This window comes from Anaerococcoides asporogena (genome assembly GCF_029590275.1).
Taxonomy (GTDB): Bacteria; Bacillota; Clostridia; order Clostridiales; family Clostridiaceae; genus JG1575.
In genome coordinates this window covers 1,937,543-1,958,813 of record NZ_CP120965.1, presented here as the reverse complement: position 1 = coordinate 1,958,813, position 21,271 = coordinate 1,937,543, and the positions used below count along the sequence as shown (strand labels likewise).

The following is a 21,271-nucleotide window of genomic DNA, read 5'->3' as shown; positions in this document are numbered from 1 at the left end:
CAGAGACATCGACAAGTGAGAAATTGACTAAAGTGAATGACCGATAGAAGAGAAGGGAAAAAGAAGAGTAGAGAAGGGCAGGAAAGGAGGGGATCAGTGCATGGAGCTGACTCAAGTTAACGTTGGATATTCCTGGATGAATCTTGATGCAGGGAATCAATATAAATCGTTCCGGCAAAGCGAATTAAACCGGGAGAATTGGGCAGAACGGATCCGATGGAATCTTTCGGTGCTTGAATCGACAATACGTTACAACCGAGCTCTTCGGATTCCGCTTTATGGAATTTCTCCTGATCTCCTTCCTTTTTCCATCACGGAGAATTTGCCTTTTGATTGGGAAAAGAAACTTGAGAAAGAGTTTGAGTCGATCAAACAGCTTCTCTGGGGGAAAATCCGTATCGTTATGGAAATGGGATCACCCAGTGAACTGAGTTCACCGGATGAAAAAGCTTGGCGGGAGATGGCGCGTCTTTTGGAACATCAGGTCCGGATTATGGAGCTGATGGGAACCGATCCGGATAACAAGCTGATCCTTCGAATCTCTGCAGTGAATGATGTTAAAGCCGTCGTAATGGAACGGTTTATTGAGCGAGCCGCCTCACTGGATGCAACCATTCGTGCACGCCTCGTCCTTGAAAATGACGAAAAAAACTTCAACATCGCTGATGTACTGAAAATCAGCCAGCGAACTGGTTTTCCAGTTGTTTTCAGTCATCTTGCTCATCAATTGAATCCACCGCCGGAGGGCAGGTCGATGGCAGAATGGATCCAACTGGCCGGTCAGACCTGGGGCCCAGGCGATGGCCGGCAGATCATCCGGTACAGTCAACAGGCAGTGGGGAAGCTTCCAGGAACTCAGTCCGATACCATTGCCGCAGACTCATTCATGGAGTTGATCCAGACCCTTGCAGAATCATTGGATGTTCTTCTGGAAGCGCAGGATTCTAATCGATCAGCTGAAAAAATCCAGATGATTCTTCAGCGTGATGTCAAGCTGGCTGAACGATTATGGGCTCGTTCCAAGTATTCAGTTCTGGCTCAATCTCAGCCCATCTATCGGGAGATCCGCATGCTGCTGAAAGATAAATCACAGCCGGACTTTCTTCGGCTGGCCAGACTGCTGGAACAGGCACTCAACCTTCCTGAATCAACCGGAGATGCCGTCAATGCGGCAGAACATGTCTGGGGCTATTTCAAAAATCGGGCAACTGACGATGAACGCCAGGCCTTTCGAACACTCATCGAAGGTCTGGCATCTCGAGAAATACCGGAGCTCACAGTGAGAGAGTACCTGTACAATATGCTCCGAAAATACCCGCATCCTTATCTTCAGGCAAGCTACTATTTCAAGGAAGCAGACAAACAAGCAGACAAGCAGACATGCAATCATACAAGGATGGATCTTAGCAAAATCTATATCGGCCAAAATGAAATCTGATGCATTCCTTCCTGTCAGCCACTTGCACAGGGAAGCATGCGAGAGTAGGCTAAAATAGGAAAAACAATGCAGCCAGCAACATAACTGACTGCATCTTGAAGGAGAACATATTCATGAAAATTGGATTCATCGGGCTGGGTATTATGGGCAAGCCCATGAGCACGAACCTGATTAAAGCAGGACATGACCTCATGGTTCATACCCCGAAAGAACATGTAATGGATGAAGTAGTCGCGCTTGGCGCGAAGAAAGGGACATTGGCAGAAACAGCGGCATTTGGGGATGTCTTGATTACCATGGTGCCGGATTCTCCTCAGGTCCGTCAGGTAGCCTTAGGTCAAGACGGTATTCTCGAGAACGCTCGTCCAGGGACAACACTCATTGATATGAGTTCTATTGATCCCAACGAAACCAGAGCCATCGGTGCGGCTTTACTGGAAAAAGGTATTCACATGCTGGACTGTCCCGTTAGCGGAGGAGAACCGAAAGCCATTGAAGGAACGTTAGCCGTCATGGGTGGGGGAGATCCGGAAGTGTTTGAGCGGTATCGGGACCTATTGATGGCCATGGCCGGATCGGTCACATACGTCGGGCCGCTTGGATCAGGCAACGTGGCGAAACTGGCCAATAACATCATCGTGGCAGTCAACATTGCCGTCGCTTCGGAAGCCCTGATGTTTGCCCAAAAGTCCGGAGCTGATCCGGAACGGGTCTATCAGGCCATTCGCGGCGGTTTAGCCGGTTCCACTGTCCTGGATGCGAAAGCGCCCATGATGCTGTCAGGCAATTTTAAACCCGGATTCCGCATTGGTCTCCACATCAAAGATCTGAATAACGCGATTAAAGCCGGACATGCCGTTCAGTCTCCGCTGCCACTTACGGCTCAGGTCATGGAAATGATGCAGGTTCTGCGTGGTGCCGGTTATGACCATGAAGACCACAGCGCGCTACTTCGCTACTATGAGAAACTGGTGGATACGACCCTGACCCCTCGAGAAGAATAAAACTGATTGCGGAAATTACCAAATTTAACAAATCGCCTGCAAGATTCCTGTGAGGTTGTCTTGCAGGCGATTCCAATTGAACCTGACATAGTTGATGCAGACCTGTCCAATGAACAGGAATTGAAAGAAAAAAACATAGAATTACGGTGCGCCGAAGAACTGTAATGTGGACTCTTTCTCATAAGTGAAATATTTAACATTCAAGGCGAAGAAAAGGGGATAGATCGATTTTATCGAGGTACCAACAGAAGGGAAGTCTGAATTTTGTTACCCGCAAAATTTTAACATTAGCTTAGAATTTGATATTTAAATACCGTATATAACAACAACGCCTGTTGAGAATTCCTGAGTTCTTGGTTAGGATGTCGCATGATAATTCAGCTCAACAACCGCATAATGGCAAACAATCCGATTCAACCAAGATTCCGGTGACATGTCAACCTGAGAATTGAATTATGAAAATAATCCGGATGCCAGGCCATTTCCATCGGATACAGACCAATAATATGCGAAAAAACTTTTCGTAAGATGAAGGATTCTGTGTCAGAAGGTAAAGTAGACGCGATGATTTCGCTCAGAATCGATGAGTAAATTTAATGATAGAAAAGACGGAAGATGTGGGCGAAATTGCTTCATGATAATCTGCGTAGTTTGCGAGTTTTGATTCAAGATCCTTGGATCCTAGGTCAGGCGATCCAAGATTTGAGGAATTTAGATTAGATGATTTATAGCAAGAGGATAAACTGGATATCATAGTGATTAGTGATGGCATGTGCCCAACATAACCCAGGGTTCAACGGCAGCCCGTGTTGCTAAAAAAGGAGGATGGGGGATAAAAAAAATAATGTCGCGAAATATACATTTCGCGACAAATACAGGGAGATTAGTGGAATTCGGAAGGCTGAATCTCATATCTGGGTCCTGAAAGCAAAATCCAGTCGGTTTATTTCAGATTCTCACCCAAGCAAACTTTTCATGTGTTCGCATGATTGCAAACCGAGATTGCAGTTCGATGGAATCCTTAGCCATGTTCTCTCAACTTCTTCAAAAAGAATAACACCAAGTCATCATCATTGACACATTCAGTGTATGGTTCTAATGGTTGTTCCTTATACCAGACTCCGGAACCATCCGGTACGTATTCACGTTTCATATACATTCTCTGAGCAGTCCCATAACCGCTGTGCAGACCCACTGCAAGTGATACCGAGTCACTCATCTCTTTAGCCAGGCTCTCGGCAACATCCATCAGCTTGCTGCCAATTCCTTTGTTCTGATATTTGATCAACACATTAAAATCAACGATTTCAGGGATGTTTCTTTCGGCATATGGCCCAGCGATGGCATTCGCAAGCAAGGTCACGTAACCGGAAACCTCATCGCACTGTTCAGCAATAAGCACGAACCGTACTTTCAGTTCCTGTTGCTTATAATACTTTTCGAACAACTCATATGACTTATGCCAACCTTGTTCCGCGAAACCGCTGACAAGTTTCTCAATGTCACGTTCCGCCATGGAACGTACCGTTAAATCAGCATTTCTATAATAAATCAATTGTAACGCCCTCAATTCCAATTGTACGAATCATCCCGGTTTAATCCTGGCTGGTTGCCTTAAACCCGGTTATTTTTAGGAACTTGATCCCCAGAATCGATTCCAGGTCGATAGTGACTTTGTTATCTGATGGCATTTTGACTGCGATGGATACATACACATCAATGCCATCCAGTGTGATTTTATTGAACTTCTGGAGTTCTTTTGGCGCTTTGTTGCTGATAATGGGTATTTCTACAAAGACGCTTTCGCCGGAAGTCCGGTAATCCGGATGTTCAATGGTGGCAAAGGGTTTATTTTTCTTTTTTAAATATTGAACGGCTTTGTCTGTTATTTTCAATTTCTGATATAATTCTTCAATCATAATAAACTTCCTTTATTCCAATAATCGTGTCAGCTCATGCTGCAGCAGGATTCCTACGGTTTGTGCAAAGCGCTCGGGGGATTCAATATGGGCCAGCGAACGACCATAGATGGTTTTCGCGGCAGGGAGGTCAGCTTCTTTCCCGGTAAACACACACAGAATGCCAATTCCTTCTCCTCTCCCCTTGCGTACTTCAAGGGCGGTATCTGTCACGGCGATCTGATCGGAGTAATCGGTTGATACCGGGCTGTTTCCTTTGGTCCGTGCCATGTCATTGGGCTTGCCATCAGACAGAACGAGGAGAATTTTGTGATCGTAGCGAGTCTGGCTCATGAGCTGCCGGGCTGTTCGAATGGCCAGACCATCCCGATTGAAGCCAGTTGCGCGATAGCGAAAAATCTCCTGATTGTCTTTTGGTGAATTGTAATCGCGGAACAGTCGCAGGATGGTAAAGCCGCGCCGGTTGCAGAAGGAATAGACTTTTACCGGGATCTGACATTTAGTCAGACTCTCTGCAATAATGAAACCCTGAGCGGCAATGATGGACTGACGGCTCAGTTGAGAAGCCGAGGCATCAAGCAGCAGGTCAATGCTTAAATTTCCGAGAGACTCATGGGATTCTCTTGAGAATATTTTGGAATCATCAAATTTCTGGCTCCGCCAGATTCTTGAGGGAATGAGTCTGCCAAAGTCAGATCTTATGCTCTCTGAGGGATCATGGATCAGGAGTGTATTGCTGAGCTGATGGGACAACTGAGCAATACTCTGATGGATTCGTTCCCGATGCTGGTTGTGGTAAGATCGATTTTTCTCGAATTGAGCAGCAGCCTGGCGCTCATCCTCTGTCCCCTCTCCCCCGGAAACCGGTTCCCCACTGGTTAGATGGAGATGGCAAAGTTGATGGTTTTCCTGACAGACAACCTTTTCCAAGGCCAGTGTTTCATCCGGAGTCAGGGAGGATTTGCCAAAGCACGATTCCATTTCCTGCCGCTCCCTGAACTCCTGTTGTTCCTTGAACGAAAACCACTGCAGTGCAAGTTTTTTTCGAAGTCCGGATTCTTCTTCTTCCAGCAATCCTCCACCCTGTTCGACTGATCCGATGCTGATTCGTTTAATATAGGGCAAGCCTTTGGACTGCAGCCGTTTTTCACCAAAATGGAAGATTTTAAAGCGGTGAGTACCAAAAGCGAGTTTTCTGGAAGCAGGCTGAGTCAGATCGATCTGAAACACCCGATGAAACAGTTTGGTCAGTTCATTGACGATGGTCTCGGCAGTCGTTGCCCTCTCAATTTTCAGTCCGCAAAGCAAAGCTTGCCAGGGTTCCTTCAAGTCTGCCGGGTGACCCAATATTTGTCTGAGATAACTCGTCAGGATCAGGGCGTAAATATCACTGGGATCAGGTACTGATATTTCCCGCAGGATCTGACGGGCATAATCCTGACGGATCAGTTCAAGGACCGGGCGTTCTTCCTGACTGGATGAATACAGAGCATGCTCGATGGCGATCCATGAGAGATTGGTATAGAGCTCTCCTCCCGGTTCGTCATTCAGCCGTTCAAAGAAATTCTCCAAAGATGGAAAATCAGGCAGGCGGTGGGTCGCCCCGATGACGTAGTTCCAGTACAGGTCGGCATTGCCGTCTGCATCATAGGCTTCCTGCTGCGGACGAATTCCGTAGTCCTGGGCCGCGGTCCAGATGATGTTTCTGGCCCGCTGTCTCTGGGCGGCCCGGGGCTTCATGATTCTTTGAAGAGCCGCTCACGCTCCATGTTTGGGGGAATTCGCAGGCGAATTACATCCTGAATCAGCGTTCGTTCAAAGGGATCAAACGCCTTGTTGGACAGCCCCAGCTGGAGGGCTGTATTGGCTTCCAGCCCGCGTTCCATCAGATGGATCGATCCCAGAAGTCCCCGCAGATCCACAGCTTTGGTTGAGATTTCAGCGTTTTCGCTTTTTCTTTGAAGATCTTGAAACAAGCCACAGAATTGCTGGATATATTCCGGCCGCATGGTCGGAAATTCACGGCGCAGAAGCTTTTGCAGACTTTCCTGAGACATGCCTGGCATTTCGATCACCATGAAGCGCGAAGCCAGCGCTTCGTTCAGCTCTCGAGTTCCGGCGTAGCCGTAGTTCATCGTCGCAATGAAGCGGGTGGCACCATTCAGTGTAATTTTGTCATACCCGGGAATATCGATGATGCGGCGAAAATCGAGGGTGGCATGGAGAACAGCCAGTGCCTCATTTTTCGCCATGTTAATTTCATCCAGAATGCCGAATCCGCCATGCATGGCACACTCAGTCACGGGGCCGCGTCGGAAACGGACTTCCCCCTGAACAAACGTATCCGAACCAATCAGAGTTTGCGCGTCGATATTAATGTAGAGGGGAATGTCCCAGCTGGGTCGGCCAAAGGCGCAAGCCAGATTCTGCGACAGAACATTCTTGCCGGTAGCCTTTGGGCCCACCATCAGGAGGTGCTCCCCGCACAGCAGTGCGGTAAGGGCCTGTTCCCAGACATCGTTGCCATAGTACAGGTACTTTGGTTTTGGAATTCGATAGGTTAATTCGGCGTCCAGCTTGAAATGATCGCGGAACCGAAGTAAGTCCTGAATCAAAGCATCCTTGATTCCTTCATTCTTAAGAAATTCTATCATGTCATCTCGCCACCCTGTGTTGGAATGAGGTCGGATCTGCTCTTCCCTGTTAATTTAGTTATATCATGAAAAATCAAATGAGTAAAAAATCAATGGCCTGTTTGCGTTGGAACATTGGGAAATAAGTGATCTGAATTCATCGGGTCACAGGGATAGAAAAACCATCGCTGCAGGCTTTACCCTGAAACGATGGTTTTCAACGAACAGATTGATCGGGCTGACTGCTCTTTTCACTGATCAATCCCATGGAACCAGTGATCGAAAAGCAAGAGAGCTTCGTAAGGAAAAGAACAAGTATTATTGGTTTTTATTGGGGTTATTCGCCGAACGCATTGCCCATTTCTGAAACGACAGAAACAAATCCGGAAGACGCTACGTCAACCATATCCTCAGCAACCTGTTCGATGTACCACTTCCCGTCTTTTTTCACCACGGGGATCTGAATGGTTTTTGTTTTGAAGGTTTCTTCGAATTTTGCGGTCTGTTCGTTCATGACCGTTGTGAACATGGTCTTGGCTTCTTCCTCAGAAGGTTCGCCGCCGCTCAGGGCGCTGCCCATCATCTTCATGATCAGGTCGCCAAAGACGGCTTTCAGCAGCGGACCGGCATCGACATATTTCGTATCTACCGTAATCGTAGCCTTGTCCCCGTCGACTTTCGTCTCTTTGATGCTATAAGTCATCTTCTTCGCTTTGTCTTTCATGAAATCTACGAATAATTTCGAAAATGGATCATCTTCGGCCTGGAGCAGTTCCTTGTTCTTTTCGATCCCGTCCGTGTTGGTCGGCAGGATTTGCTTTTCCATTGCAACGGTATCCAGGGTTTTGGCTGCCTTAAAGTATTCGTCCACCGGAACGGCGGCCTCATTCACTCCACTGCAGGCGGACAGTGACAGCGACATGACCAGGAGCAGCATAGCAGATAACAGTTTCTTCATTTTCATTCCCCCTAAACGTTTTCAGACTATTTTCATTATAGCACAGGAATGAAATGATGTTAGTAAAATAATGATCAGCATAGAATTTTCATTCTATGCTGATGCTAACAGAGATTGGGATTGTGGATTACACAACGATGCAGCCGTTCATTAGCCTCCTGTCATTGCCTGAAGCAGCAAGAGGCGGTCATTGTCTGCCAGCACGGTGTCAGGCACCGCCTCCCGCCCGTTGACCAGAATCGTAATAACCTGGCCCTCGATCTGCAGGTGCTCTGTCAGACCCAGGTGGTTCAGCGCATTCTGGACGGTGGAATATTCTGCCAGCTCCAGGGACTGTCGAAGAGATGGCGCAGAATTCAGGATGGCCCAGACCGAAATTATCATTTTGTATTACCATAGAGGAAATCATAAGCGAATTCGAAGCCGCCGAGCTCTTCCAGCCATTCCCTGGGAGGAATCAGGGTATCAGGATCCCAGCCGAGCTCCCGGAAGAAATCATCACCCATCTGGTCACTGGGGATCACCACACCGGCCAGAGGACCCTTGTCCAACGGGCCATTGAGCCGAGGCGACAGGGTCAGATCCTTCTTTGTGATCCCCTCCCGCAGATTAAACAGATGGCGCATGAAGAAAATGCGTTTTCCGGTTCGCAGCTGTTCCTCCAGATCAAATCGGCGGCCGGTGGTATAGCTGATGAACTGATTGATCGTGTCCTTCTTGAACCCACGGCTCGAGAAAGCGCAGAAACCTGCAGAATTCAGGACTTCCACCGCCGTCATCATTTCGACATCCCGACTGGGTCTGTTCGGAGTATCAAGCGGTGACCAGGGATCTCCGCCCTTCATATGGCGGCCCGGAGTCGGATCAAACTGATAGATGCGGTTATACCCTTTGGACCGGCGGCTGTCATGCATGCCGGGTTCGACTCCGCCGGCCGTGGTTTCAAATTCTGCACCCCGACCAAACGCCTGAATGGCGGCTCGCTGTCCGTTCATCAGTTTCTCTCCCGCGCCCTTGCCTTGGATCATCCGGTCGAGAAGTTCTATCATGGCGTCTCCATTGCCCCAGGTCAGGTTGATGCCATCCAGGTCTTCCGGTGTCAGTACGCCGTGTTCCATACACTCCATGGCCCAGGCCAGCGTAGAACCGGCCGAAATGGTATCCATACCGCCTTCATTGCTCATTTCATTGAGTTTGATAATGGCGTCAATATCATTCAGGAGACAGTTCTCCCCAAATGCTGCCAGTGTTTCGTACTCCGGGCGATCCGTCGAGCCACTGAAGTATTTTCCGTCTTGCACCTGATATTGGGCGCCGCAGCGAATCGCGCAATTGGCACAGCCATAGGGTCGAATATTGTAGTTCCCGTCAAAATAAGGTCCGCCTAGCTTTTCGGCATTCTCTTCACCAAAATCATCAATTCCGGAGCCTCCCCAGTTCTTGACCGGTGCTTCCCCTGACAGAATATTCGGGGTGTTGCCGCCCGTTGTTCCGTACTGTTTAAATTTGCGCAGAACCTGGCCGTCTTTCGTTTCCGGCGGGTTTGCCAGGTGCTGAGCCATTTTCTTGTTCAAAGCTTTGAATTCTTCCGGCTGAGCCGGTTCATAATGGGCTGAACCGCGGACAACGACCGCCTTCAGCTGCTTGGAGCCCATGACACTGCCGGCTCCGGCTCGTCCGGCGGCCCTATGCCGGTCATTCATGATCGTTGCCATGAAGGACAGATGTTCTCCTGCCGGACCGATGGCAGCGGACTGCATGCGAGGCTCATTCAGCTCAACGCGCAGAGCGATTTCGGTTTCTTTAATGGATTTCCCCCACAGATGGCCGGCGTCCCGGATTTCGGCCTGTCCATCATGAATCCACAGATAGACCGGACGGGACGACAGGCCTCGGATGAAGACCGCATCGTAGCCGGCTTTTTTCAGTTCTGGTCCGAAGAACCCGCCGCAATTGGAATCATTCCAGCCCATAGTCACCGGGGACTTATGCACGGCCGTCCAGCGGCCGGACATGACAGCGCCTGTCCCTGTACAAGGACCGACCGTAAAGCCGATCACACTCTCCTCGCTGAACGGATGAGTGCCCTGGGGCATCATATCATACAAAATTCGAGCACCGATGCCATAGCCTCCCAGAAAGGTCTCAGCCATCTCCCGAGTCAGTTGTCTTTCTTCCATAGCGCCGGATCCCAGATCGACAAACAGCATTTTTCCGGCATAGCCGTATAATTTATCCATATTTCCTTCCCTCTCCCAGTAATTTATTGCATCACAACTGCCATTGAACAACTAAAACCACTCGCTCAGATCGGATTCTTTTTTGTCCTTTGACTCCACTTCTCTTGGCTTTTCCCGATCCAGCACCATGATGAGACCAATCAGTGAGGCCAGCGTCAGAGCTGACATTCCAAGGAGCACCAGATCCTGATGGATCGATGACAGACCAAGCAGTGCTCTGGCCGCCAAATCGCTCCATTGGGACAGGAAAGGATGGATCGTCATATCCCTTCGTTCCGGATCGGAGAGATAAAGCCGCAGGGCGGATGATGGCACCCAGTAGATGGTACCGAGCAGCAAGGGAACCCATTGGGTCTTCCGCACGGCCAGTAAGCTCAGAATAAACCATGCCGCCGCAAAGATAACTGCCCATGCAAGGGATTCATCCTGGGGCAGAAGCATGCCGGCCAGAGTCAGCAGGAGCATGGTGCCAACCAGTCCCCCGCTCCAGGCTGGATGGATTCGAGGCAGTTTTTTTCCATAGGTTTGATATTCCATAATAACTCCTTGTGTCACAACATATTTTGCATAGTTAAATTATAGCAAAGTTTGAATATTCGTGGAAATGAGGATGAAATGAAGCATGGACAAGAGCTGATGAAAACCTAGTAACTTGATGAAAAGTAAGGACTGATCGGATGAAGAAGGATAGCTCATGGAAATCCTTCGGAATATGCAAGGAATCATGGGGATCGGATCTGGTGAAAATCGATTGTCACCCGTTTGCTGATATTTAGGTTGACAATCAGTCTGTCCGCCCCGTACAATAACAAAGGTGATCACAATGAAAAAAGAAAAAATACTGGAATTATTAAAACAATCGAATGATTATGTTTCCGGACAGAGTCTGGCTCACCAGCTGGGTGTAAGCCGCAATACCGTCTGGAAAGCCATCAAGGCCCTGGAGGAAGACGGTTATGAGATCGAATCTCAGACGAACCGGGGTTATCGCCTGAAGGAACTGACCAGTCAGCTCAGTGCGCTGGAACTGACTCAACTTGCCCCCTGGCTGAAGGATCGACTGATTCTTCATCCTACCATTGGTTCTACGAATACCTGGCTGAAAGAAAATCAGGACAATCTGCCTGACAGAACCATTGTTCTGACCAGCGATCAGACCGGCGGCCGCGGCCGCCAGGGCCGCAGCTTTTATTCCAGCGGCGGCAGCGGCATCTATCTGAGCGTACTGTATCGCGGAGCCAACCTGCCTGATCCGGGTTTTATCACTCTGGCAGCGGGTCTGGCAGTTGCCGAACTTCTTGAAGCAGCGGGGTTTGACCCTTCCATTAAATGGGTCAACGATGTGTTTCTGGGTCAGCATAAAGTCTGCGGCATCCTGACCGAAGGTGAACTGGAACTGGAGAGTGGTCAGATGAAATACCTGATCCTGGGGATCGGTCTTAACGTCAATCACTCTTCGTTTCCACCGGAACTGGAATCCATTGCCACTTCCCTGGCACTCCAGTCCGGTCATCGATTTGATCTGAACCATTTGACCGTTTCTCTGATATCGATCCTGGATCGGATGATGCCCCAAATCAGTCTTTCCCTGGATCCAGCGATTTTCCGTCAGAATACGGACAGCCTGGTGGAACAGTTCAACCGCCGTCTGTATGCCAAAGGGGAGGAAGTCACCCTGTCCGGAGGCAGTCAGACCTTCTTTAGCGGGCGCTTGATCGGAATTGATTCCCAAGGCCGCCTGATACTTGAAACCGTGTCCGGTCAAAAAGCATTTCCCTATGGCGAATATCGCCTGACCGGAACTGCTCCAGACCCGCAACAAAATTAATAATTGTGAGGATATCATGCAACAGACCTTTTCGAAAAAACTGACCACCCGAGAACTTGTTCTGATCCCATTATTCAGCGCTCTGATCTGTATCGGCGCCTTCATCAAAATACCCATCGGACTCGTGCCGGTGAGCCTGCAGACCATTTTTGTTCTGCTGGCCGGCATCCTCCTGGGCGCGAAACGCGGTGCTCTGGCCGTTCTGCTTTATGTCCTGCTGGGCCTGTCCGGCCTCCCTGTGTTTACTTCCGGAGGCGGACCTCAGTATATCCTGCACCCCACGTTCGGCTACCTGCTCGGAATGATTCTGGCCGCCTTTGCAGCCGGCTGGATCGCCCAGATGACACGACGTAAAAACGGGTTCATTCTGTTTGGAGCAGCCCTGCTTGGACTGCTGCTTATTTACAGTTTCGGTGTTGCCTGGCTCTACCTGATCAAAAATATATACATGGGCGGCAATGTTGCCTGGGTTCCATTGATGAAGGCTGGTGCACTGGTGTTTCTTCCAGCGGACACAGTCTGGTGCGCACTCGCCGCCCTGGTCGGCAAGCGTCTGGCAGTCCTGTCAAATCAGCTGGCAGCAAGATAATTCCATTCCCTGTTGAGATTTTTACTGCTCCAGCAATGGTTGTGCCTGATCGCTGAGTCGGTATGAACTCAATGCGGGGATATGGTGTCAAAGCGGGGATATGGTGTCAAAGCGGGCCTCTAAAAAAGTAAATCAAAAAACTAGACATTACCAGATATCGCAGCGGCGGGTGTACATCTTTGTACACCCGCCTCACTTCGCATTGGATTAAATGTTAGCTGGCTTGCAGAATTTGGTTTGAGCAATTGATGCCATGGTCCAGTCCGTGCCGTTTGGCTGCTATCTGGGACTGCGGCTTGAAGGCAGTCTGTTGCTGAACAGGCAGCAGACAATCTTTCATCTGACGTATTTGCATGATAACCTTAAGACTTTCGGACCGGTGTGATGAGAATTTCGGTGATTCGTTTGCCCCGCAGACCCTTGATCTGAAACAGGTAACCTCCGTGAACGATCTGTTCTCCCACCGAAGGAATATGACCCAGCTGTTCCAGCAGAAATCCCGCGATGGTATCAAAATCAACATCCAGAATCGACAATCCCAGTAAGGGATTGATTTCATCGATCCGGGTGCTGCCGCCCACCAGATAGCCATCCTCTGCCTGCCGGATGAATTCCAGTCCACTGCCGGCAGTTGAATCATCCAGTTCTCCGAAAATTTCTTCGATCAGATCTTCCATCGTAACCATGCCGACGGTACCACCGTATTCATCAAGTACAATGGCCAGACTTGTAGGGCTGGCCTGGAATTCAGCGAACAAGTCCCGCACCTGCATAAACTCATAGGTAAATATGGGGTCGCTCATGTAGCGGGTTACACTGAAATCCTGTGCCAGATCATCCTGGAAGAGCAGCCGCTTGATGCTGACGATGCCGATGATGTGATCCAGGTTCCCGGAATAGATCGGAATTTTGGAAAACTGGCGAACCCGGAACGTTTCTTTCAGCTCATCCAGACTGGCGGTATCCTCCAGAGCAATCAAATCGGTTCGAGGTGTCATGACATTCCGGATCGGTAGATCGCCAAACTCCAACACATTGTGGATCATGGTCCTCTCTTTGCTCTCGAGAATCCCTTCCTCATGGCTAAAGTCGATCATGCTGCGCAGCTCTTCGGTTGTGATCACACTTTTTTGCGGATGGCCGCTTCCCATCAGGCGGATCAGAAAATTCGTGATGAACAGCAAGAAGATCAGGATGGGATGAGTCAGACGGATGAGGAGACTGACAACCGGAGCAATTCGAAGTGAGAATTTCTCTGCATGCTGGACAGCCCACGACTTGGGTGTAATCTCTCCGAAAATCAGAACCAGCAGCGTCATCAGGCCGGTGGCAATTCCTACCCCCGCACTGCCAAAGGTTTCCAAGGCAAGCGAAGTAGCCAGAGCGGAAGCTCCAATATTTACGATGTTGTTTCCCACTAAAATCGCGCCGAGCAGACGATCGGGATCCTCCAGCAGTTTCAGGACTTTGGCTGCGTTGGGAACCTGATCCTTTGCCAGATGTCGAAACCGGATCCGGTTTACGGAAGTCAGAGCGGTTTCACAGGCTGAGAAGAAAGCAGAAAAGGAAATGAGAACGACCAGCAGAATCAGTTGCCATGCAGTATTTGGATTCATCGAGATCACCTCGCTTGATTCCATAAAGCGTTATGTAGTTCGGAATATATCCGATGAAGTGCTTGTTCAATTTCATTATAGGCCATTTCAGGAGAAGAAAAAGACCGGAAACCCTTGCAGAAGTTATTCGCTGCAAGGGTTTTCGGTCTTATCTGGCTTAATTTTCTTTTCGTCAGTCTCTGTGAGCCTGATCTGGCTTCATCATGCTAGGTTGTCTCGGTGAAAATGCCGGTTTTGCGGAACCGCTGATAGCGGCCTTCCAGGAGCTCGTCCTTGGACAGGCTTTCCAGTTCCGCCAGCTTAATTTTCAATTCCCGGCGGATTTCCTGGGCAATCTCACGGAAGGGTCGGCCTTCCGCGATGACTTTTTCGCACAGATTCAGTTCCGAGAGATGCTGTGGTGTGATTTTTAAACTCTCCGAAGCTTCCTCGATGCGGCTGGGATCCTTCCACAGGATACTGGCGCATCCTTCGGGGCTGATGACAGAATAAAACGAGTTTTCCATCATCCAGAGGGCATCGGATACCCCCAGAGCGAGTGCTCCGCCGGAGCCGCCCTCTCCTACCAGAATCGATATCACCGGAACTTTCAGCCCGCTCATCTGAAAAAGATTGTCCGCAATCGCCTGGCCCTGTCCCCGTTCTTCGGCTCCAATGCCGCAGTAGGCACCGGAGGTATCAATGAAGCAGATCACCGGCCGGTTGAATTTCTCCGCCAGTTTCATCTGACGCAACGCTTTTCGGTAACCTTCCGGGTGAGCGGAACCAAAGTTGCGTTGGATCCGGGTTTTGGTATTGCGGCCCTTTTCCAGGGCAACGATGGTGACGGGTTTTCCATCCAGCCGGGCCAGGCCGGTGACCATGGCCGGATCATCGCCGAACTTGCGATCTCCGTGCATTTCCATGAAATCTTCGAAGATGCCCGAAACAAAGTACATGGAGGTCGGACGATTGGTGTCCCTGGCTTTTTTTACGGTATCAATGGATGACATTTAAGCACCTCCATGCAGGCTCAGGATTCGTCTGAGATAAGCTTTGATGTTGCGGCGGCTGACAATCTGGTCCAGGAAGCCCTGCTTTAGAACCATCTCGGCCCGCTGGAACCCTTCCGGCAGCTTCTTGCGGATGGTGCCTTCAATGACGCGGGGACCCGCGAAGGCAACCAGAGCTTTCGGTTCGGCCACAATGACATCGCCTTCCATGGCAAAGGAAGCGGTAACTCCGCCGGACGTCGGATCCGTCAGAACCGCAATGTAGAAGAGTCCGGCATCGCTGTGCCGGCGCACGGCAGCGCTGGTTTTGGCCATCTGCATGAGGGAGGTCAGACCTTCCTGCATGCGGGCTCCGCCGGAGGCACAGAAGCCCACCACTGGCAATCCCTGCTGTGTTGCGGTCTCAAAGATCCGGGTGATTTTTTCCCCTACCACCGAGCCCATGGAGGCCATGATGAAATTCGGCTCCATGAAAAAAAGCGCGCAGCGAAGGCCGGAGATTTCACCAATTCCAGTGATTACCGCTTCTTCTTCCCCGGTCTTTTGCCGAGCCTGTTCCAGTTTTTCGGTATAGCTGGGAAACTCCAGAAAGTTGATCGAGCGCAGGTTTGTGTCATGCTCGACAAAGGTTGCGTCATCCACGACAATGTCCAGGCGCTGTCGGGCCGTGATCCGTAGATGATGACCGCACTCGGGGCATACCATGTACCTGGCCAGAAATTCATCTTCAGGCAGATGGAACAGACATTCCGGACAGGTAACCTCTTTTTTCTTGGCGGGGCTCAGTTCTTCCTTCGGTGCAGTTTTTTCCTGCTCCGAGGTAAACAGTGTGCCGGTTTTTTCCAGCGAGTTGATGGATTTTCGGAATAATTTTTTCAGGTTCATCGATTATGTCTCCAGATCCCGGGTTGTAAAGTCACCGGCCAGAAATTTATCATTGTCCAGCAATTCCAGATAGAAGTCCATGGTGGTGTCGATGCCCTCGATGAGGAGCTCCCCCAATGCGGAACGCATTTTGCGGATGGCTTCTTCCCGGGTCGGACTCCAGACAATGAGCTTGCCTACCATGGAATCATAGTAAGGCGAAATAGAACAGCCGGAATAGATGAAGGTATCAAAGCGGACATTTGGTCCGCCCGGACTGTGCAGAAATTCGATTCGGCCAAAACTGGGGGCAAAGCCACGCTCCGGCGCTTCCGCCAGGATGCGGCATTCAATGGCATGGCCGCGCGACTGGATGGTCATATCTTCAATGGAGAGTCCTGCCGCGACGCGGAACTGCCACTGCACCAGATCCAGATCCGTCACCATTTCCGTGACGGGATGCTCGACCTGCAGGCGGGTGTTCATTTCCATGAAATAGAAATTACGATCCTTGTCCATCAGATACTCGATGGTGCCGGCTCCCCGGTAGTTGATATTTTTGACAGCGGTCTCACTGAATCCGAACAGGCGGGCCCGCTCTTCGTCATTGATCTTCAGGCAGGGGCTCTCCTCGATCAGTTTCTGATTGCGCCGCTGTACGGAGCAGTCGCGCTCGCCCAGCACCTTGCAGTTTCCGAATGTATCGCACAGGACCTGAACTTCGACGTGCTTGACGTTCTCCAGGAACTTTTCAACGTAGAGCGTATCGTCCATAAAGCTTACTTTCGCTTCCTGCCGGGCCATGTCCCAGAGCGAATCCAGCTCTTCCTCGGCGCGGACCAGGCGAATGCCCTTGCCACCGCCGCCGGCTGCTGCCTTGATCAGGATGGGATATCCCACTTCCCGGGCAAATGCCTTGGCTTCAGCCGCGTTTTTGATGTCTTCCAGGCCAGGCACGACCGGTACGCCGGCTGCTTTCATGATGCGCCGGGCTTCTTCCTTGTCACCCATCTGGAGAATGGTTTTCCAGTAAGGTCCGACAAAGATCAGGCCTTCTTCTTCGCACAGTCTGGCAAATTCCGGATTTTCCGCCAGCAGTCCGTAACCCGGATGGATGGCGTTGCAGCCCGTGGCCTTGGCAATGGCCAGGATGGCACCGCGGTTGAGGTAACTTTCGGAGACTCTGCCCGGACCGATGCAGTAGGCTTCATCCGCCATCAGGACGTGCAGGGACTCCCGGTCAGGTTCGGAATAAACACAAACCGTTTCGATGCCCATTTCACGGCAGGCCCGGATGATCCGGACCGCCACTTCCCCTCGGTTGGCAATGAGGATTTTTGAAAACATGTCTAGTCCTCCACAACGGCAAAGGAAAGTTCGGCTTCAGAATGGACCGCGCCGTTCACCAGCACTTTGGCTTTGGCGAAATAGAACGGTTTGCGGGCCCGGGTGATTTCGGTCTGAATGGTCAGCACATCCCCGGGGCGAACCGGTTTTCGGAACTTGGCTTCCTTGATGCCGGTATAATATGGGGTTCCCTTGAGGTCCTGTCCCAGGAGCACCGCGCAGGCCTGAGCCATCATTTCACACTGAATGACGCCCGGCACCACCGGATTGCCCGGGAAATGGCCCTGCAGGAAGAATTCATCGCCGCGGACGGTATAGTGTGCGAGGCCTGTATTGTCCGCAGTCACTTCCGCCTCATCCAGGAGCAGCATCGGCTCCCGGTGGGGCATAATTTGCTTCAGCTCTTCCCGGTTCATTTCGTCACCAGGAACAGGGGCTCATTGTATTCCGCTACCTGCTCGTCCCGCTTGAGAATCTTCAGGATGGTCAGATCACTCGGGGCCTTGATCTCGTTCATGATCTTCATGGACTCGATGATGCACAGCGTTTCGCCGGCCTTGACCTTCTGCCCTTCGCGGACAAAGGATCGGGCCTCCGGTGAGGGCTTGCCGTAGTAGATGCCGGCCAGGGGGGCTTTAATGGACTCAGCTTCTTCCGCCGGAGCGGAAGCTTCCGCAACCGTCGGGGCTGGCGCAGCCACTGCCGCAGGTGCCGGCGCAGCGCCGGTCATGACGATGGGGAGTTCTTTTTCCAGACAGATCTTCAGGTCTTTTTCTTCCAGGCTGATCCGGGTCAGGCCATGTTCGGTCAGGAGCCGGGCCAGCAGTGTCAGTTTATCTTCCATCATTCCACTTCCTTAATGCGATTGCTGCGTTGTGTCCGCCAAAGCCCAGCGAAGCTGAGATGGCAAAGTCGATCTCCTTGGCTTTGGCCTGATTCGGCGTGTAGTCCAGATCGCAGTCCGGATCCGGAACCTGATAGCCAACGGTGGGAGGAATTTTATTCTCATTGAGAGCCAGAACCGAGGCAATGACCTCAGCTGCGCCGGCCGCTCCGAGCATATGCCCGGTCATGGACTTGGTCGAGCTGATGGACAGCTGAGCCGCCTCTTCGCCGAATGCCTTCTTCAGCGCCAATGTTTCGGTTTTATCATTGAGACTGGTGCTGGTGCCGTGGGCATTGTAATACGTTCTGGCAGCATCTACCCCGCCGCTCTCGTCCACGCTCTGGATGATGGCCCGGGCCGATCCTGCCGCGTCGGGATCCGGCGCCGTCATGTGATAGGCGTCGCAGGTGTTGCCATAGCCCGTCACTTCGGCCAGAATGGTCGCGCCGCGGCGTCTGGCGTGCTCGAGTTCTTCCAGAACCACAACGCCGGCGCCTTCGCCGATGACAAAGCCGGAACGCTCCGCGTCAAAGGGAATGGAGGCGCGATCGGGATTCGTGGAGGTCGTCAACGCCATGCATGCAATAAATCCGGCTACGGCAATGTCCGTAATGGAAGCTTCGCTGCCCCCGGTCAGAATGATGTCGCTGTAGCCATGCTTGATGTTGCGGTAGGCTTCCCCGATTGCATTGGTCGAGGTCGCGCAGGCTGTGACGACCGGCAGGCTCGCCCCGCGCAGGTTATAGTGAATAGCGACCTGACCCGTGGCCATATTGGAGATCATGGCTGGAATCAGAAACGGGGAAACGCGGCGCGGTCCCTTGGTATCCAGATCGCGCAGACCGGCCTCGAAGGCCAGCATGCCGCCGATGCCGGAACCGATGTAGACCCCGGCCCGGTCATGATCAAATTCCGCCGTGTCCAGTCCGGCCTGGTGGAACGCCTGATCGGCGGCAGCCAGGGCGTACTGGGAGAACAGGTCAAACCGGCGCTGCTCCTTCTTGGCGATGAGATGCTCAATCTGGAAATCCTTGACTTCCGCACCCAAAGTGGCTTTATAGTCAGTGGTGTCAAACCGGGTAATGGGGCCGATGCCATGGCGGCCGGCCATCAGGCTGTCCCGGTATGCTTCGATGGTGTTGCCGATGGGCGAAATAATGCCCATGCCGGTGATTACGACTCGCTTCATAAGGATAATCCTCCGTCGATGACCAGGACCTGCCCGGTGATATAAGATGCGGCATCTGATGCCAGAAACAGACAGGCCTTGGCGACATCTGCCGGCGTTCCTTTGCGTTTCATGGGGATGGCCCCTACCATTTCTTCCTTGGCTTTTTCCGAGATATTCTGCGTCATGTCCGTTTCAATGAAACCTGGCGCAATGGCGTTGACATTGATGTTGCGGCTGGCCAGTTCCATGGCGACGGATTTCGTCAGTCCCAGAACGCCGGCCTTGGAGGCGGCATAATTGGCCTGACCCTTGTTCCCTTTCAGACCCACAATGGAAGACAGGTTGATGATCTTGCCGCTGCGCTTCTTCATGAGGATGGGATACAGGTGCTTCATGAAATTGAACGTGCCCTTCAGATTGACATCGATGACCTGATCAAAATCAGCTTCCTTCATGGAAAGCATCAGGCCATCCCGGGTAATTCCCGCGCAGTTGATGAGAACGTCGATGGTGCCAAAGACTTTGACAACCTCTGCCACGGTTTCCCCGGCAGCTGCAAAGTCGCTGACATCACAGGCGAACTCCCGGAACGAATCTGACAAGAGATCTCTAACTTCCTGGGGCAGTTCGCGGCCCGAATGGATGATCGCCACCCGCGCCCCTTCCCGGTGAAACGCCTTAGCGGTTTCTAACCCGATGCCGCGGCTGCCGCCGGTCACCAGGACAACTTGATCCTTAAACATGAAATTCCTCCATTTTTTGCTTGAATCGTGCCAGGCTCTCCCGATCGGAGATACCGGCCACCAGAATGTCTTCGCCGGGCAGAATCCGGCTGATGAGTCCCTGCAGGGTTTTTCCGTAGCCGGTTTCGATGAAGATCCGGACGCCCTGCCGGTAAAGTTCCTGTACCATGAGCGTAAAGCGGACCGGCTGGATCACCTGGCAGGCAATCCGGCTGCGGATCTCGGATTCATCCGAGGGATAAACCATGGCATCCAGATTGGACAGGACAGGATAACGCAAGGGATGCAGCACCAGGGAGTCCAGTTCTCTGGCCAGCGCGTCATAGGCACTCTGCATGAACTCACTGTGGAAGGCTCCCCGCACATTCAGCGGGATGACCTTACCGCCCAGACTCTTGAGTTCTGCGATGGCAGTCTGCAGCTGGCTGCGTTCACCTGAAATGACGGTTTGTTTCGGGGAGTTGTAATTGACGCACCAGACCTGGCTGAAGTTGGCCAGAGCGGCTTCGATGGCGGCAGGATCCAGTCCGTTGACTGCTGCCATGCCTCCGTCCTGATCGTCACAGGCCGCATACATGGCCTGGGTTCTCACGGCAAGAAGATGGTGCGCATCCGCCGGTTCAAAGGCTTCGGCAAAACTGAGCGCCGCCACCTCGCCCAGGGAGAACCCGGCCAGAACATCCGGCTCGATTCCCTGATCTTTCGCCAGTCGGGCGCTGAGCAGACCGCTCAGATAAACCAGCTGAGCCGCCATCCGGTCGGTATCCGCCGCAGTTTCGCTCAGAACCGCTTCGCGAAGGCCTGGAAACTCTGTCTCCAGAAGATCCTGCTCGGTCTGATCCAGTTCGAGATACAGTTCACGAACCATGCCGGGCTTCTGGCTGCCCTGCCCGGGAAATAAAAAAGCTGTTTTCATATCGATTAACCTCGGAATGACCGGCACCCTCAGGTGCGGATCATGAATTGTGCATAATTGATTGTTGGGCAATTCATAGAGTGCTGCATGCTATCCGGAACAGAAAAATGCAAATTAAAATTCGCTA

At 51.5% G+C, this 21,271-nt stretch carries 21 protein-coding genes; 4 read left to right on the top strand and 17 right to left on the bottom strand.

Annotated elements, in window-relative coordinates:
- Positions 1 to 100: 100 nt before the first annotated feature.
- Complete coding sequence (locus tag P6M73_RS09170) at positions 101 to 1,438, top strand: DUF1722 domain-containing protein (RefSeq protein ID WP_347276269.1); 1,338 nt, start codon at positions 101 to 103, stop codon at positions 1,436 to 1,438.
- Positions 1,439 to 1,551: 113 nt separating this feature from the next.
- Positions 1,552 to 2,442: a 2-hydroxy-3-oxopropionate reductase gene (gene garR, locus P6M73_RS09165; RefSeq protein WP_347276267.1), complete on the top strand. Its 891-nt coding sequence runs from the start codon at positions 1,552 to 1,554 to the stop codon at positions 2,440 to 2,442.
- A 1,021-nt stretch (positions 2,443 to 3,463) separates the two neighbouring features.
- Here garR and P6M73_RS09160 read toward each other — a convergent pair.
- From P6M73_RS09160 to P6M73_RS09125, 8 genes are all read right to left on the bottom strand, one after another.
- The gene (locus tag P6M73_RS09160) at positions 3,464 to 3,997 is read right to left on the bottom strand and encodes a GNAT family N-acetyltransferase (protein WP_277852755.1); all 534 of its coding nucleotides are present in this window, start codon (positions 3,995 to 3,997) and stop codon (positions 3,464 to 3,466) included.
- A 40-nt stretch (positions 3,998 to 4,037) separates the two neighbouring features.
- On the bottom strand, positions 4,038 to 4,361 hold the full coding sequence (locus P6M73_RS09155; RefSeq protein ID WP_277852754.1) for a CC/Se motif family (seleno)protein: 324 nt from the start codon (positions 4,359 to 4,361) through the stop codon (positions 4,038 to 4,040).
- Between the two features lie 12 nt (positions 4,362 to 4,373).
- Positions 4,374 to 6,101, bottom strand: coding sequence for a vWA domain-containing protein (locus P6M73_RS09150; protein WP_277852753.1), 1,728 nt, complete (start codon positions 6,099 to 6,101; stop codon positions 4,374 to 4,376).
- Positions 6,098 to 7,015, bottom strand: coding sequence for an AAA family ATPase (locus tag P6M73_RS09145; protein ID WP_277852752.1), 918 nt, complete (start codon positions 7,013 to 7,015; stop codon positions 6,098 to 6,100). The genes P6M73_RS09150 and P6M73_RS09145 overlap by 4 nt, the downstream gene beginning before the upstream one ends.
- 316 nt (positions 7,016 to 7,331) lie before the next feature.
- Positions 7,332 to 7,952, bottom strand: a complete 621-nt coding sequence (locus P6M73_RS09140) for a hypothetical protein (protein ID WP_277852751.1) — start codon at positions 7,950 to 7,952, stop codon at positions 7,332 to 7,334.
- 150 nt (positions 7,953 to 8,102) lie between these two features.
- Complete coding sequence (locus P6M73_RS09135; RefSeq protein ID WP_277852750.1) at positions 8,103 to 8,336, bottom strand: MoaD/ThiS family protein; 234 nt, start codon at positions 8,334 to 8,336, stop codon at positions 8,103 to 8,105.
- Positions 8,333 to 10,192, bottom strand: a complete 1,860-nt coding sequence (locus tag P6M73_RS09130) for an aldehyde ferredoxin oxidoreductase family protein (RefSeq protein ID WP_277852749.1) — start codon at positions 10,190 to 10,192, stop codon at positions 8,333 to 8,335. Before P6M73_RS09130 ends, P6M73_RS09135 begins: the two co-directional genes overlap by 4 nt.
- 51 nt (positions 10,193 to 10,243) lie before the next feature.
- On the bottom strand, positions 10,244 to 10,729 hold the full coding sequence (locus tag P6M73_RS09125; RefSeq protein WP_277852748.1) for a hypothetical protein: 486 nt from the start codon (positions 10,727 to 10,729) through the stop codon (positions 10,244 to 10,246).
- Between the two features lie 286 nt (positions 10,730 to 11,015).
- Between P6M73_RS09125 and P6M73_RS09120 the strand changes: the two genes are divergently transcribed.
- Positions 11,016 to 12,020, top strand: coding sequence for a biotin--[acetyl-CoA-carboxylase] ligase (locus tag P6M73_RS09120; protein WP_277852747.1), 1,005 nt, complete (start codon positions 11,016 to 11,018; stop codon positions 12,018 to 12,020).
- A gap of 16 nt (positions 12,021 to 12,036) precedes the next feature.
- Positions 12,037 to 12,609: a biotin transporter BioY gene (locus P6M73_RS09115; protein ID WP_277852746.1), complete on the top strand. Its 573-nt coding sequence runs from the start codon at positions 12,037 to 12,039 to the stop codon at positions 12,607 to 12,609.
- 362 nt (positions 12,610 to 12,971) lie between these two features.
- Here the strand turns inward: P6M73_RS09115 and P6M73_RS09110 are convergent, their stop codons facing one another.
- From P6M73_RS09110 to P6M73_RS09070, 9 genes are all read right to left on the bottom strand, one after another.
- Entirely contained in the window at positions 12,972 to 14,225 is a 1,254-nt protein-coding gene (locus P6M73_RS09110; protein ID WP_277852745.1) for an HlyC/CorC family transporter, read from the bottom strand.
- A 206-nt stretch (positions 14,226 to 14,431) separates the two neighbouring features.
- Positions 14,432 to 15,217 (bottom strand): acetyl-CoA carboxylase carboxyltransferase subunit alpha, encoded by a 786-nt coding sequence (locus tag P6M73_RS09105; RefSeq protein WP_277852744.1) that lies wholly within the window; start codon positions 15,215 to 15,217, stop codon positions 14,432 to 14,434.
- Entirely contained in the window at positions 15,218 to 16,102 is an 885-nt protein-coding gene (gene accD / locus P6M73_RS09100) for an acetyl-CoA carboxylase, carboxyltransferase subunit beta (RefSeq protein ID WP_277852743.1), read from the bottom strand.
- Positions 16,103 to 16,105: 3 nt separating this feature from the next.
- Positions 16,106 to 17,428, bottom strand: a complete 1,323-nt coding sequence (locus P6M73_RS09095; protein WP_277852742.1) for an acetyl-CoA carboxylase biotin carboxylase subunit — start codon at positions 17,426 to 17,428, stop codon at positions 16,106 to 16,108.
- Positions 17,429 to 17,430: 2 nt separating this feature from the next.
- Complete coding sequence (gene fabZ / locus P6M73_RS09090; RefSeq protein ID WP_277852741.1) at positions 17,431 to 17,844, bottom strand: 3-hydroxyacyl-ACP dehydratase FabZ; 414 nt, start codon at positions 17,842 to 17,844, stop codon at positions 17,431 to 17,433.
- Positions 17,841 to 18,275, bottom strand: a complete 435-nt coding sequence (locus P6M73_RS09085; protein ID WP_277852740.1) for an acetyl-CoA carboxylase biotin carboxyl carrier protein — start codon at positions 18,273 to 18,275, stop codon at positions 17,841 to 17,843. Before P6M73_RS09085 ends, fabZ begins: the two co-directional genes overlap by 4 nt.
- Positions 18,262 to 19,503 (bottom strand): beta-ketoacyl-ACP synthase II, encoded by a 1,242-nt coding sequence (gene fabF / locus P6M73_RS09080; RefSeq protein ID WP_277852739.1) that lies wholly within the window; start codon positions 19,501 to 19,503, stop codon positions 18,262 to 18,264. The genes P6M73_RS09085 and fabF overlap by 14 nt, the downstream gene beginning before the upstream one ends.
- A complete protein-coding gene (fabG, locus tag P6M73_RS09075) occupies positions 19,500 to 20,228 on the bottom strand; it encodes a 3-oxoacyl-[acyl-carrier-protein] reductase (protein ID WP_277852738.1) in 729 nt (242 codons plus the stop codon). Before fabG ends, fabF begins: the two co-directional genes overlap by 4 nt.
- Complete coding sequence (locus tag P6M73_RS09070; RefSeq protein ID WP_277852737.1) at positions 20,221 to 21,144, bottom strand: ACP S-malonyltransferase; 924 nt, start codon at positions 21,142 to 21,144, stop codon at positions 20,221 to 20,223. The genes fabG and P6M73_RS09070 overlap by 8 nt, the downstream gene beginning before the upstream one ends.
- Positions 21,145 to 21,271: the final 127 nt, after the last annotated feature.

Coding starts and splice junctions, on each gene's coding strand:
- P6M73_RS09170 (WP_347276269.1), top strand. CDS start 101: ATGGAGCTGACTCAAGTTAACGTTGGATATTCCTGGATGAATCTTGAT.
- garR (WP_347276267.1), top strand. CDS start 1,552: ATGAAAATTGGATTCATCGGGCTGGGTATTATGGGCAAGCCCATGAGC.
- P6M73_RS09155 (WP_277852754.1), bottom strand. CDS start 4,361: ATGATTGAAGAATTATATCAGAAATTGAAAATAACAGACAAAGCCGTT.
- P6M73_RS09150 (WP_277852753.1), bottom strand. CDS start 6,101: ATGAAGCCCCGGGCCGCCCAGAGACAGCGGGCCAGAAACATCATCTGG.
- P6M73_RS09145 (WP_277852752.1), bottom strand. CDS start 7,015: ATGATAGAATTTCTTAAGAATGAAGGAATCAAGGATGCTTTGATTCAG.
- P6M73_RS09140 (WP_277852751.1), bottom strand. CDS start 7,952: ATGAAGAAACTGTTATCTGCTATGCTGCTCCTGGTCATGTCGCTGTCA.
- P6M73_RS09135 (WP_277852750.1), bottom strand. CDS start 8,336: ATGATAATTTCGGTCTGGGCCATCCTGAATTCTGCGCCATCTCTTCGA.
- P6M73_RS09130 (WP_277852749.1), bottom strand. CDS start 10,192: ATGGATAAATTATACGGCTATGCCGGAAAAATGCTGTTTGTCGATCTG.
- P6M73_RS09125 (WP_277852748.1), bottom strand. CDS start 10,729: ATGGAATATCAAACCTATGGAAAAAAACTGCCTCGAATCCATCCAGCC.
- P6M73_RS09120 (WP_277852747.1), top strand. CDS start 11,016: ATGAAAAAAGAAAAAATACTGGAATTATTAAAACAATCGAATGATTAT.
- P6M73_RS09115 (WP_277852746.1), top strand. CDS start 12,037: ATGCAACAGACCTTTTCGAAAAAACTGACCACCCGAGAACTTGTTCTG.
- P6M73_RS09110 (WP_277852745.1), bottom strand. CDS start 14,225: ATGAATCCAAATACTGCATGGCAACTGATTCTGCTGGTCGTTCTCATT.
- P6M73_RS09105 (WP_277852744.1), bottom strand. CDS start 15,217: ATGTCATCCATTGATACCGTAAAAAAAGCCAGGGACACCAATCGTCCG.
- accD (WP_277852743.1), bottom strand. CDS start 16,102: ATGAACCTGAAAAAATTATTCCGAAAATCCATCAACTCGCTGGAAAAA.
- P6M73_RS09095 (WP_277852742.1), bottom strand. CDS start 17,428: ATGTTTTCAAAAATCCTCATTGCCAACCGAGGGGAAGTGGCGGTCCGG.
- fabZ (WP_277852741.1), bottom strand. CDS start 17,844: ATGAACCGGGAAGAGCTGAAGCAAATTATGCCCCACCGGGAGCCGATG.
- P6M73_RS09085 (WP_277852740.1), bottom strand. CDS start 18,275: ATGATGGAAGATAAACTGACACTGCTGGCCCGGCTCCTGACCGAACAT.
- fabF (WP_277852739.1), bottom strand. CDS start 19,503: ATGAAGCGAGTCGTAATCACCGGCATGGGCATTATTTCGCCCATCGGC.
- fabG (WP_277852738.1), bottom strand. CDS start 20,228: ATGTTTAAGGATCAAGTTGTCCTGGTGACCGGCGGCAGCCGCGGCATC.
- P6M73_RS09070 (WP_277852737.1), bottom strand. CDS start 21,144: ATGAAAACAGCTTTTTTATTTCCCGGGCAGGGCAGCCAGAAGCCCGGC.